This window comes from Fusibacter sp. 3D3 (assembly GCF_001748365.1).
GTDB lineage: Bacteria > Bacillota > Clostridia > Peptostreptococcales > Acidaminobacteraceae > Fusibacter_A.
The window spans coordinates 153400-166910 of the sequence record NZ_BDHH01000003.1 but is presented as its reverse complement, the minus strand read 5'-3'; the positions used below and the strand labels follow the sequence as shown (position 1 = coordinate 166910).

General features: G+C 39.5%; 10 protein-coding genes. 7 read left to right on the top strand and 3 right to left on the bottom strand.

Going from position 1 to position 13511, the window contains the following annotated elements:
- Positions 1-153 precede the first annotated feature (153 nt).
- The 5 genes from F3D3_RS04705 to F3D3_RS04685 all read left to right on the top strand — a co-directional run bounded on the left by F3D3_RS04705 (position 154) and on the right by F3D3_RS04685 (position 6838).
- Positions 154-1188, top strand: coding sequence for a DnaD domain protein (locus tag F3D3_RS04705; protein ID WP_069871666.1), 1035 nt, complete (start codon positions 154-156; stop codon positions 1186-1188).
- Between the two features lie 15 nt (positions 1189-1203).
- Entirely contained in the window at positions 1204-2184 is a 981-nt protein-coding gene (locus tag F3D3_RS04700) for an ATP-binding protein (protein ID WP_069871664.1), read from the top strand.
- A 225-nt stretch (positions 2185-2409) separates the two neighbouring features.
- Positions 2410-4305, top strand: a complete 1896-nt coding sequence (locus F3D3_RS04695) for an aconitate hydratase (RefSeq protein WP_069871663.1) — start codon at positions 2410-2412, stop codon at positions 4303-4305.
- The gene (locus F3D3_RS04690; protein ID WP_069871661.1) at positions 4302-5285 is read left to right on the top strand and encodes an isocitrate/isopropylmalate dehydrogenase family protein; all 984 of its coding nucleotides are present in this window, start codon (positions 4302-4304) and stop codon (positions 5283-5285) included. The genes F3D3_RS04695 and F3D3_RS04690 overlap by 4 nt, the downstream gene beginning before the upstream one ends.
- A gap of 179 nt (positions 5286-5464) precedes the next feature.
- Positions 5465-6838 (top strand): citrate/2-methylcitrate synthase, encoded by a 1374-nt coding sequence (locus tag F3D3_RS04685; protein WP_069872045.1) that lies wholly within the window; start codon positions 5465-5467, stop codon positions 6836-6838.
- Positions 6839-6884: 46 nt separating this feature from the next.
- Here the strand turns inward: F3D3_RS04685 and F3D3_RS04680 are convergent, their stop codons facing one another.
- The 3 genes from F3D3_RS04680 to F3D3_RS04670 all read right to left on the bottom strand — a co-directional run bounded on the left by F3D3_RS04680 (position 6885) and on the right by F3D3_RS04670 (position 11067).
- Positions 6885-8129: a sensor histidine kinase gene (locus F3D3_RS04680; protein WP_084388826.1), complete on the bottom strand. Its 1245-nt coding sequence runs from the start codon at positions 8127-8129 to the stop codon at positions 6885-6887.
- A 168-nt stretch (positions 8130-8297) separates the two neighbouring features.
- Entirely contained in the window at positions 8298-9581 is a 1284-nt protein-coding gene (locus tag F3D3_RS04675) for an adenylosuccinate synthase (RefSeq protein WP_069871658.1), read from the bottom strand.
- 292 nt (positions 9582-9873) lie between these two features.
- Entirely contained in the window at positions 9874-11067 is a 1194-nt protein-coding gene (locus F3D3_RS04670; protein ID WP_069871656.1) for an SAM-dependent methyltransferase, read from the bottom strand.
- A gap of 125 nt (positions 11068-11192) precedes the next feature.
- Here F3D3_RS04670 and F3D3_RS04665 point away from each other — a divergent pair, with 125 nt between their 5' ends.
- Both F3D3_RS04665 and pepV read left to right on the top strand, forming a co-directional pair.
- Positions 11193-12071 (top strand): zinc dependent phospholipase C family protein, encoded by an 879-nt coding sequence (locus F3D3_RS04665; RefSeq protein ID WP_069871654.1) that lies wholly within the window; start codon positions 11193-11195, stop codon positions 12069-12071.
- Positions 12061-13452 (top strand): dipeptidase PepV, encoded by a 1392-nt coding sequence (gene pepV, locus F3D3_RS04660; RefSeq protein WP_069871652.1) that lies wholly within the window; start codon positions 12061-12063, stop codon positions 13450-13452. Before F3D3_RS04665 ends, pepV begins: the two co-directional genes overlap by 11 nt.
- Positions 13453-13511 lie beyond the last annotated feature (59 nt).

Sequence of the window (13511 nt, the reverse complement as noted above, 5' to 3'; positions counted from 1 at the left end):
AATCCGTTCATATTACAACATCATGGGGTTTTGTTTGATAAAAAAAATAATAGAGCGCTTTATATCATTTTAAGATAGTGTCTATATAGGGGGCTTTATGCTATAATATGGCTACATTGACAGGTGAAATCAAAAGCATTATAGGAGGAAAAAATGGGTTTTTATCGAAAAATACCGTCATTTGATATAGGTGAACTGAATATCGAAAATTTGTTTATTACGGATTTCCTCCCCATTGCCAGTGGCACGTATGTCAAAGTTTATCTAATGGGTCTTTTATTTTCTAAAGAAGAAAATACAAACTACCGATTTGATAATGCAGTTCTTGCCAATATGTTAAAATTGCCGCTTGAAGATATCCACGAAGCTTGGATCTATTGGGAAGGCAAAAAACTCATATCAAGGCATTTTCACGAAGATCAAACCGCTTATGATGTGGAATTTCTCTCTTTAAGAGAGCTCTATATTCTCGATAATTTCGTCTCGAAATCAGCGGCACCTTCTAAAGAAGCCTCTGCAAAGAATGCAACTTTTGTTAAAGAAAACGAGAAATTCAAAGCCCTGTGTACCCGTATTGAAAAAATCATTGCTACCCCTTTAAAACATACCGACTACAGAAAAATCAATGATTTTTATACGCATTATTATAAAAATGCCGACATTATCGTCAGAGCTTTTGAATACAATTATATCGAAAGAAATATTAGAAATATCAAGGCAATCGATTCTCTTTTGAACAGTTGGCTTGATCAAGGATTGAGTACAATCGACGCGATTAATAAATCCATCGAAATGTCCACAAGTCGATTTAAAGTTTATAAAGAAGTCCTGCATCTATTGGGCATGTCTTTTAGAATGGCGAATCAAGCGGAAAAAGAAGCGATCAATCGATGGCTCGATGAGTACCATTTTGAACCAAAGGATCTATACGAATTGATCAAGAATTTTTCAAAGAGTACCATGAATATGAATTTCAATTACATCGAAACGCGACTAAAAGATTTGTGCTCTAAAAACATTTTAACTTTTGAGGCTTATAAACAAACGGCAAAACCAGAAAATACAGATTCTCAAAAATCAGTTCCCGCTAAATCGCGTAAGAAACAATACACAATAGAAAAAGAGCGCACTTACTCAGAGGATGAGCTTGAAGCGCTACTCCTTCGAAAAGGCAAAAACTCCAAATAAGTGAGGTCAATGTTTATGAACACTTCCAATCCCTACCGAGAAATATTTGAAAATTACAAACGTCAACAAGAAGCCAATAAGCACGATCGTAAAATCAGAAAAATGATGCTTTACGAAAGATTTCCAAGGCTTCAAGAAATTGATCTCCACATGAGTCAAATAGGCGCTGAAATTTCTAAGGCTATTATGAAATCACCACACGATGCCGAAATTATGCTTCAAGAATTAAAACTCTCTTTAGATACTTTAAAATCAGAAAAAGCGATGATCATGATCAACAACAACATACCCTCAAATTACCTCGAATTACAGCCTAAATGTTCCAAGTGTAGCGATTCAGGTTACCTTGAAACCAATGAACGCTGTTCTTGCTTTAACCAAAAGCTCATCAGCGTGGCTTATCAAATGTCCAATATTGAAACCCAAATGGAAAAACAAAACTTCGAACACTTTAACCTCAAAGTTTTCTCTAATGAGCCTCTTCCAAAAGAAACCCTTACTCAACGTGAAAACATGATGCGTATTTTATCTGAAAGTGAAGCCTTTGTGCAGTCTTTTCCCAATAATAAAAACCTTCTATTCTTTGGTTCAAGTGGTCTTGGCAAGACTTATCTATGTAATGCCATTGCTAAATCACTCTTAGACAAAGGGTTTTCGGTCATCTATCAAACCCCTTTTGGAATCATTAATATTCTAGAGAAAAAGACTTTTACCGATAAAGACAATGAATTTATTCAGATGGCATACAATCAACTTTTTAACTGCGATTTACTGATCATAGATGACCTCGGTACAGAGACTGCCAATAATTTTACCATCAACGAATTTTACAACATCCTCAATACACGCATTATCAACGAAAAGAGTGTCATTATATCCACTAACATCAAGCTCTCCGAAATGGCTTCTTTCTATAATGATCGGATTGACTCGCGTATCAAAGGCCATTTTCAACTCATTAAGTTTTATGGCCCAGATGTCAGATGGGAAGTTTAATCGAATTTTCCAAAGCATGTACAGCGCTATCCCTAATGTAAAATTCAATCAATTGCATTCAACGTCTCAAAAAGGACCTTTCCAAAATGACTTAAAATCATTTTGGAAAAGTCCTTTTTGAATTGTTACAAAAAAGTTTTTTTTTATGGTAAATCCTATTGACCAGCATAAATGTATTCTGTATAATTGTATACAATTATAATGTATACAAAGGAGGCGTACCCTATGAAATCACTATTTGATAAAATAATCGATGCTCACCTCATCTCAAAGACAGAGGATGAAATTTGTATCAAAGTCCATCAGACACTGACACAAGACACGACTGGAACCATGGCCTATCTCCAACTTGAAGCCATGCAAATCGAAAAAGTTGCCACCGAACTTTCGGTTGCCTATATTGATCACAATACACTCCAAACGGTCACAGAAAATGCCGATGATCATGAATACATCCGCTCGTGTGCAGATCGATTCGGTATCGTGCTCTCAAAAGCAGGTAGCGGTATCTGCCATCAAGTTCACCTTGAGCGCTTTGCTAAGCCGACAAAAGTGTTGCTGGGATCAGATAGCCATACGCCCACAGCAGGTGGCATTGGCATGCTTGCCATAGGTGCTGGTGGTCTCGATGTTGCCACTGCCATGGCGACAGGTAAATACTTTATCAGAAATCCTAAAAAAATGAAAATTCAGCTTGATGGCATCCCTGCACCTGGAGTCACTGCCAAAGATATCATCTTGGCAATCCTCCAAAAGCTTACAGTTAAAGGTGGTGTTGGCTACATCATCGAATACGGTGGTACTGGCGTCCGCTCACTTGATGTTCCAGATCGTGCCGTGCTTACGAATATGGGCGCAGAACTTGGCGCGACAACGTCCATATTTCCAAGTGATTCGATCACACATGCCTTCTTAAAAAGACAAAATCGAGAAGATGACTTTACCCCTTTATACGCTGAGGAGGATGCTCAGTATGATGATACGCTTATCCTCAATCTCAGTGAAATGATACCAATGGTGGCAAAGCCACATGCGCCAGATAACGTGACTTCCGTTTCCGAAATAGAGGGTTTAAAAGTAAACCAAGTGGCTATTGGCAGCTGTACAAATGCATCATTTTCAGATCTGATGCAAGTTTCAGCACTTTTAAAAGGCAAACAAATAGCAGCACACGTCAGCCTTTCCATAACACCAGGATCAAGCAATGTATACTCTATGCTCGCCGAAAACGGTGCGCTTTCAGATATGATTAAATCAGGCGCGCGAATTCTCGAGCCCTCTTGTGGCCCTTGTATCGGTATGGGACAAGCACCTATCAGCGATGGCGTTTCACTTAGAACTTTTAATCGTAACTTTAAAGGGCGATGTGGAACACCTTCTGCTGGCGTTTATCTAGTGAGTCCGCTGACCGCTGCATTATCGGCAATTGCAGGCCAAGTCACTGTTCCAAAAACAACTCAGACGATTGAACTGCCTAAGCGGTTTACCACTAACGACAGCTTCTTAGTTCAACCCACTTGTAAAGGCGAAATCGTAAGAGGCCCAAACATCAAACCTTTACCCGCTAGTTTCGATGTCAGAGATTTAAAAATAGTGACCGTGGGCCTTATTACAGAAGACAATATCACCACAGATGACATTGTGCCATCAACTTCTAGTTTATTGCCATTTCGCTCGAATATCCCTTATCTTTCGGAGTACTGTTTTATTGGCATAGATCCTGAGTTTCCTAAAAGATGCCAAAGCATTGATGACGTACTCATCATTGGCGGTAAAAATTATGGCCAAGGCTCCAGCAGAGAACACGCTGCACTGGTGCCCCTCTACCTAAAAGTAAGGGTTGTTTTGGCAAAATCATTTGCAAGAATTCATAGATCTAATCTGATCAATGCTGGAATTGTACCCCTCGTATTTAATACACCAGAGGATTACGATCACATTACACCAGATATGGCATTCGAAGTTCACGATCTTGAATCTGCCATTTTAGAGGGCACAGATGTTTCGCTTTCAAACAACACCCTCACACTCAAAGCCCATTTTGTTGGCTCTGCTCGTGAGCGTCAAATACTTTTAAACCAAGGCTACTTAAACTACATCAAAAATGGAGGTTTGACATGAAAATTACATTAATCAAAGGGGATGGTATCGGACCAGAAGTCTCCGGCAGTGCCAAAGCCATTATAGATGCAGCACTTGATCTTTATAGTGATATAAAAATAGACTGGGAGATTTTCGACATTGTGGACGGACAGCTCAGCGATGCCCTTTTCAAGAGTCTTGAGGCCAACAAAGTGGCTATAAAGGGTCCCATTACAACGCCTATCGGGTTTGGATTTAAAAGCATAAACGTCTTCCTAAGACAAAAATACAACCTCTACGCCAATGTGAGACCCATAAAAAAAATCATCCCGACTCGATATGATGAACCTATTGATCTCGTCATTTTTAGAGAGAACACAGAGGGTCTTTATGCAGGCATAGAACATGTTATTTCTGAAGATCACATCGTGGCCGAAAAAGTCACGACTAGAAAGGCCTCTACAAAGATTGCCGTATCCGCTTTTGAGCATGCACTTAAAATTAACGCTTCATCGATCACTGTGGTTCATAAAGCCAATATTTTGAAACAGTGTGATGGCCTCTTTTTAGAGTCCGTAAGGGCTGTAGCAAAAAAATATCCAACGGTTGCATTAAAAGAAATGATTGTCGATAACACGGCGATGCAAATGGTCATGAAACCTTCCCAATTTGGCATTTTGGTTACGACGAACCTTTATGGCGATATTTTATCCGACCTTGCAGCAGGCCTTATTGGAGGCCTTGGACTTGCGCCTTCTGCCAACATTGGTGAAGATATGGCAATCTTTGAACCGGTTCACGGTAGCGCACCAGACATCGCTGGTCAAAACTTGGCCAATCCAACGGCTTGTATACTCTCAGGCGTCCTAATGCTTGAACATCTTGGTCAAATGAAAGCGGCAGATGCCATCACCAAAGCCATCACCGCCGTTTTAGATCATGTGGATACAAGGACTAAAGACCTCGGAGGCACTCTAACCACTTCCGAGTTCACGGATGCAGTTATAAAAAAACTTTAGTAAATGGTTAGGGTGTCCAAAAGTTGAGCAACCCTCTACCCTATGATGTCGTTTACGAGAAGTACGCGATACAGCATAGGGTAGAGGGTTAATGCGAAACTGACTTTTGACACCCTAACCGTAAATGTAATGTATAAGGAGGTGTCACCGTGGGCTTTACCGATGTCTTTACTCAAGCAATACCCACTCAAAGTACGGATTTAAATCAATTAAAACTCACTAATCAGCACTTAGTGGATCTCACCAATCAAAATAATGTTATTGCACCCGAAAATTTCAAACGTTTTGATATTAAGCATGGCCTTAGAAATAGCAACGGCACTGGAGTCCTCGTTGGTATTACTGGCATTAGTGATGTTCATGGCTACCAACTGGTCGACGGCGAAAAGCGTCCAGATGAAGGGCGCCTCTATTATAGAGGGATTGATCTGTATGATATCGTCAGTAAGAATGCCTCTAATGGCAAAAGATTATTTGAAGAAACGATTTTTTTGCTGCTCTTTGGTCAATTGCCAAACGCACAAGAGCTTGCTGACTTCAATCATATGATCGATGCCTATAGACAACTGCCACAAGGTTTTACGGAAAATATGATCCTCAAAATTCCGAGCAATGATATCATGAACAAACTTCAGAGAAGTATTTTGGTTTTATATTCACACGATAAACACCCCGACGAACTTGCAGTTGAGAATCTCATCCTTCAGTGCATCAAACTCATAGCAAGGGTGCCGACAATTGTATCCTATGGTTATCAAGCGAAACGTCACTATTTTGACCATAAAAGTCTCTTTATACACGCGCCAAAAGAAGGTGTTGGCACTGCCGAGAACATTCTTCACATGATCAGAAGTGATAATCAATATACAGAAACGGAAGCGTCTACACTTGATTTGGCGCTTGTGCTTCACGCCGATCACGGTGGTGGTAACAATTCAGCATTTGCAGTACATGTAGTCTCATCCAGTGGCACAGACACTTATTCTGCTATCACTGCTGCCATTGGATCCCTTAAAGGCCCAAAACACGGTGGCGCCAATAATCGCGTCAGAGATATGATGCTCGATCTCAACCAGAATGTTTCAGATATCGGCAATGCGGCCGAAATTAGAGCTTATCTTGAAAAAGTCGTCGATAAAAAAGCCTATGATGTCTCTGGTCTAATCTATGGCCTTGGACATGCCGTCTACACGATATCCGATCCAAGGGCTGTTATTTTAAAAGAAAAGGCAAGACAACTCGCGGCTGAAAAAGGCAAGTTAAAATTGTTTTCACTTTATGAAAATGTAGAACTCATCGGTCTTGAACTCTTGAGAAATAAAAAAGGCCTTGATTTTAGCATCTGTGCAAATGTGGATTTATACTCTGGGCTCGTATACCAGTTACTGGATATTCCTGAAGAACTCTATACCCCTCTGTTTGCAGTAGCACGTATGGCGGGTTGGTGTGCTCATCGCATTGAGCAGGTGATGAGTGACACCAAGATTATCAGACCCGCTTATGTTTGCCCTCATCAACGCCAAGACTATACGCCTATGGCGGATCGGAAATAAAAAAGGTGAGTTAATACGTTTCAAAGCGTATCAACTCACCTTTTTTCTATCTCCGCTCCTTGAGAATCACTTCACGATTTATCGGAAGCTTGATCGTAAAAGTGGTCCCTTCTTCTATCTCCGATACAATTTCGATTTCACCCCTGAGCTGATTGACGCGTTCATAGAGGCCTAAGAGCCCAAAAGAAGTGTGCTTAATCTTTATTTTTTTTAAAGTCTCTTCAAGATTGAATCCCGTACCATTATCTGCGATCATCAGTCTAAGGTACACGGAACCGTATTCAAGTTCGATACTGACTTGACTCGCTTTAGCATGTTTTCTGACATTATTGAGGATTTCTTGTACCAACCTAAAAACAGCGACTTGTATAATACTTTCCACTGGAGAGATCATTTTTTGGATACGCGTCTTAACGGTAATCTGATTTTCTTTCCCATAATTCATTGCATAGGTCTCAATCGTTTCATTGAGACCTATATCCTCCAGTGACATCGGTCTCAGATCTTGAATTATATCTCTTACTTCTTTCAGCGCCTTCTTTGTGGCCTCTTTCATTTCGCCGAGCTCCTTCATGCCCTTTTCAAAATCATTTCTAATGATGCGCTCACAGAAATCTGCCTTCATGACGATAGAAGCAATTTGTTGAGCAGGACCATCGTGAATGTCTCTTGAAATTCTTTTGCGTTCCGTTTCCTGTGATTCTAAAATTTTCACCCCAAGAATCATACTGTCCGCATTCATATCCTCAATTGCCGAAAAAATTTCACCTTTCAGGTAAGTCACCGCTATGGTCACTTGACGCACGACATGTTCTGCATTTTGAATGTTCTTCATAGAACGTTTCATGGAAATCTCAAGCATGGAACGCCTTGTTTTTAAAAGTTCTTCTTCTTTTTGTATAGAAGTGAATTCAATTCTCACATCGGCTGCTCTCTCATAAGCTTGTTTAATATCTTCTTCCGTATGAGTCTTAAAAGCCTTTGAAATATTTGCCAAATTATTTCTTGCCATTTTGTCTTTTATGGATAATCGATCCGATTCACTGATTACACGCTCTATTTCTCTTTTAAGGTTTTCGAGTTCTACTTTCAGAAGATCGTATTCTTCTCTGGCAGTCTCAACAATGTCAAGCAGTTGATCTCTACTTTCATTTATAGCCTGTATCGTCTTCGTCATGATGCCTTGCACATCACCTATATTAATCTCCTTGCTTTCCATGTCTTTCACCTCTTCGCACGATTTATACCCCAAACTTTGCTTGCGCATCTTACCCAAACTTTGCTTGCGCATCTTAAATGAAGTCTTACAGCCCTATTGCAACTTAAAAATAGCTCCCCCATTATCACAATATGTAATCATTGAGGAAGCTAGTACCTTAATATTTGTATTTAATTATATCACATTTTATGGTTTTGTTTAATCAAGCCTTAGTTCTATTTAATCTAGGCCTCTTTCTACTTAATAAATATCGCCTCGAATAATCGTTTGGCTTCTCTTTGGTCCAACAGAAATAATTTTTGCAGGTATGCCAACGAGTTCTTCGATACGTTTGATATAGTTTTGAGCATTTACAGGTAATTTCTCGAATGTGTCACATTCAGAGATGTCTTCTTGCCATCCTGGTAGCGTTTCATAAATCGGCTTGCACTGGCCAAGGACATTGAGGCTCGCTGGGAAATTGTTTATGATCTCACCATTGTAATCATACCCCGTACAGATTTTAAGTTCTTCAAAACCCGAAAGCACATCTATGAGCATTAAAGCGATACAAGTCATGCCATTAACGCGTTGTGAGTATTTAACCATGACGGTATCAAGCCAACCACATCTTCTCGGTCTACCCGTAACCGTGCCAAACTCTCTACCTCTTTCGCGAATCAGATCGCCCACTGCATTATCGAGTTCCGTAACGAATGGCCCCTTGCCAACTCTAGTCGTATAAGCTTTAGTGATGCCAACAACTTCGTTGATTTCATTTGGACCGATACCTGAGCCAATCGTAAATCCACCTGATGTCGGATGTGAACTGGTGACGTATGGGTAAGTGCCATAGTCAAGGTCTAGTAAGGTCCCTTGAGCACCCTCAAGCAAAACCTTTTTACCTGCTCTTAATGCTTCATATACAATTACAGAAGTATCTCTAACAAAAGGTTTGATTGCTGCTGCATAAGCATGGTACTGTTTCACAGTTGCGTCTATATCAAGTGGCTCGCCACCATAAATTTTAGTGATGATCTCATTTTTTGCTGCCATTTGCGGTCTAAAAATCTTTTCAAAGAAAGGGGGATCAATAAAATCGCAAATTCTAATGCCACTTCTTTCTACTTTATCCATGTAGCAAGGACCGATCCCGTTTTTAGTGGTGCCGATCATATCCGCACCTCTTGCTTCTTCAGCAAGTCTATCTATTTCTCTATGGTAAGGGAATACCACATGTGCTCTATCTGAAACTCTAATAGAGGAAACATCAATGCCCTTTTCTTTTAAGCCTTCAATTTCTTTTAAAAATCCCTCTGGATCAAACACAACACCATTACCAATAACGTTAATCGTATCTTTGTTTAAAATGCCTGATGGAATTAATCGCAGTGCGTACTTTTTGTCTTCAACAACCACAGTATGTCCTGCATTGTTTCCACCTTGACCACGTACAACAACATCAGCCTGTTTTGAAAGATAGTCGATGACTTTTCCTTTTCCCTCGTCGCCCCATTGTGCGCCTACAATAACAACAGTTGACATAAAAACACCTCACTTTATATAATCAGTCATTTTCAAAGCCTAATTGCCTCAAAAGCGTGACTTTAATAGCATATCCAATTATTCCATAGTCATATTAACAGAATGGTCCCACAAAGTCAATTGAATAACGAATTATTTTACATCATAAATATTTATAATTCGTTATTCAAAGCGTATACTCAGTCCGCTTCGCTGCCTTCGTAACACTTGCACAATCCTATCGGATTGCATTCAGTGGGCGTTTCTGAATTAGGCAGATGAACCCCCACTTTGAGAAGTGGGGGACATCTCCTCAAGGGTTATACAAACGAATTTTATTTATAAAGACGGCTCCAAGTGCTTTCTCAATATGAGGTTTTACAGAAAAATGATTTCTATAATCCACATAGGTCTTCACGGCTTTTTTTTCATCCACTTCATTTTTAGGGTTCAAATAAGCTCTTATGAGGATATTTTTAGGTGTGTGTTCCAAATCTATGAATTCAAGCATCTGCGTTTCATAAGACATCACTTCAAGCGCTGTCGTTCTAAGGGTATCTGTCACCAAAGTCGCAAATTTATCTCTAATGACACCATGTCTTAAAAGCGGTTCAAGATCAGGCTGTTTGATCTGATTAAAGAGTTCGTGTTGACAGCACGGCACTGCAAAAATCACTTTGGCATGCCAAGCACAAGCTTTTCCCAGCGCTTCATCTGTGGCAGTGTCACAAGCATGAAGTGAAACCACCAGATCTACATTGCCTTCGTATTGATAATCTTTAATGTCGCCCAGTTCAAATCTGAGGCCACTGTAGTTTAAATCCTTTGCCACTTGATTGCAATAGTCGATGACATCTTCTTTTAGATCAAGCCCTGTAATTGCCACTTGAAAACCCTTTTGAATCACCAAGTAGTAGTACAGTGCAAAAGTCAAATAGGCTTTACCACATCCAAAATCAATGATTCTAATAGGGCCATCGTCTCGCTTTAGAATATCAATTGCATCTTCTATAAATTCTAAATATTTGTTGAGTTGCTTGAATTTATCGTATTTTTTCTTATAAACTTTTCCAGACGCATCCATCACACCAAGGGCCTGTAAAAAATCACAAGGCACCCCATCTTTAAGGATATAATGCTTTTCCCTATTATGGGATAACGTCATTTCAAATTTAGTAGGCGCTTTCCTGAGCAATGTGCCCTTCCCCTTTTTACTAAAAAGAATTTGATAATCATATGCTGATGTGAACACAATCCCTTGTTTAAAATACGCCCCTAAAATTTCGCTGAGTATCCCAAGCAGGATTTCACCTTCTACATTTTCATGTTTTACTTTCTGCTCATAAAAATAAGAAATATGGTAAAGATACTTTTCTTTAATGACCACAGGTTTTATTTCAACTTTTTGATAAGTCTTTTCGACACCCTTTTTAACATTGCTCAACACCATCTGTATCACTTTTTCTTCATCAATAAGGGTTTTACAAAGTGCCATGATTGTATCCATCGTCATCCTCTTTTCCTATTTTTTTCAGCCGTTATTATTTTACAGCGATTCTTTTGGAAACACAAGTTTTATGATTTAGTGTATAATGGAAGAAGTGAATTAAATCTATTTCTGGGGTGATTGTTTTGCCAGATTTTTGGAGTCATCAAATTGCCGCTAAAAAAGCATATGCACTGTATGTACCCTTTAAAAACTCAACTCTTTTTTTTGAAGGTGATTTGTTGAAAGACTACTACTTTGGTGCTCAGGGGCCTGATTTTTACTATTATATCAATCAGAAAAAACCTTTTTCAAAAAGACATTACAGCGCTCTAGGGACCTATTTTCATCTCCATGGTGTCTACAAGACGCTTAGAATGTTGGTTAAACACGCCCTTACAAGCAATCTACCGTCAGTAAGAGCTTATGTTGCAGGTTACTTGACGCACTATGTGCTAGATGCCGAGTGCCATCCACAAATCTGCGCTCATGCCCCCAGTTCAAGGGCCCATAAAGTTTATGAACTCGCTTTAGATGCACTCTGTGTCAAGCATTATGAACATGTATCCATTCATACTATGACGATAACCGCCTATAAAGATCATACCACTGAGTATTTGGAAGATTTATGGAGACCTATACTGACTTCATTATCTTTAGAGTCCACGATTTTAAGCAAAGACTTTCTGTCTGCTTATGGTGATATGTTGACTGTACAAGAGGTATTACGCTCTGATCTCATAGGTAAGAATCCATGGATTCAAAATTTTTCAAAACTATTTAAATACGATTTGTCACAATTAATGTATCCAAGGCATTTTACAGAAAATGAACTTAAAATGCTTCAATTTGATGACTTCAACGATCACTTTATCCGTGGCATTGAACGTTCAGCCATTATGTTAAAAAAGTTTGAAGCTTTATATATAAAAGATTTATCCACAGAAGCTTTTCTTGAGTGGCTTGTAACAAGCGACTATCTGGGAGAGCCTATAAAAGACGGAGGTAAACATTATGACTTTTGAAAAAACAGTTCAAATTTTTAAAGATGACATTATTAAATCAACCCAAGAACTCGTCCAAATTAAGAGTGTCAAAACGCCCGCTGTAGGTGACATGCCATTTGGGAAAGGCATTCAAGATGCACTTGAATACACCTTGTCTCTTGGAAAGTCTCTAGGTTTTAAAACCAAAAATGTCGACAATCATGCGGGTTATATTGAATTCGGAGAAGGTAAAGAGATGGTTGGGATCTTGTGTCATCTTGATGTTGTACCCGAAGGCGATCACTGGACATACGCACCTTTTAGCGCTACAATTGCAGATGATAAAATTTATGGCAGAGGCGCCATCGATGATAAAGGGCCTGTCATAGCAAGTCTATATGCGATGAAATCACTTAAGGACATCGGTATCGTCCCTAAGAAAAGAATCCGTCTAATTCTTGGAACTGATGAGGAAAGCGGCGGCAAATGTATGGCCTACTACTTAAAGCACGAGGAAGTGCCAACAGTTTCCTTTAGTCCCGATGCCGACTTCCCAGTGATTCATGGCGAGATGGGTATCGTGGTTTTTAAACTTGAAAAAACCTTTACGGATAAATGTGATGACGGGGGCATCAAAGTTTTAAGCGTAAAAGGGGGCAATGCACCTAATATGGTCCCTGATTATGCAGAAGTTCGCCTTATTGAAAATCACCCTATTGAAGCAATTTTAAAAGCCTTTAACGCCACAAACGGCACTCAGATTGAGTATATAAAAGAAGATACTTTTACAACTTTAAAATCTCATGGTGTTTCAGCACATGGCAGCACACCTGAAAAAGGTAAAAATGCAATCTCCGCACTGATTCAGTTTTTAGATTTAGTGGATTTAGAAATCGGAGATCAATCCAACTTCATTCGTTTTTTAAGCAGGACGATTGGTTCGGAAACCAATGGTGAAAGCTTTGGCATCGGTCTAAAAGATGAGTACAATGAATTGGTTTTCAATCTCGGTCTTATTGATATTGATGAAAACCAAGGTTCCATCACCGTCAACGCCAGATATCCTATTACAATAAAAGAGAAACTTGTAAGAGCGGGTGTCGAAGGTACGCTTCAAAATACAGGCATTGAAATCACAAAGTGGGCTGGCAAAGAACCGCTATTCTTTAAACCCAATCATCCCCTTGTGAAAACGCTGATGAAAGTCTATCGCGAACACACAGGTGATCTCGACTCTAAGCCGATAACCATAGGCGGCGGGACTTATGCCAGAAGCATGCCCAACTCAGTAGCATTTGGCGCATTGTTTCCAGGCAAAGCGGACACCATGCACCAAAGAGATGAGCACATTGAAATTAGAGATCTTCTAAAGATCACCGAAATATATGCATCTGCTCTTTATGAACTCTTAAATCTGTAAAATCGTATAAAAATAATCAAAGAGGCGTTGCCAACACGCATGTGTGCAATGCCTCTTTT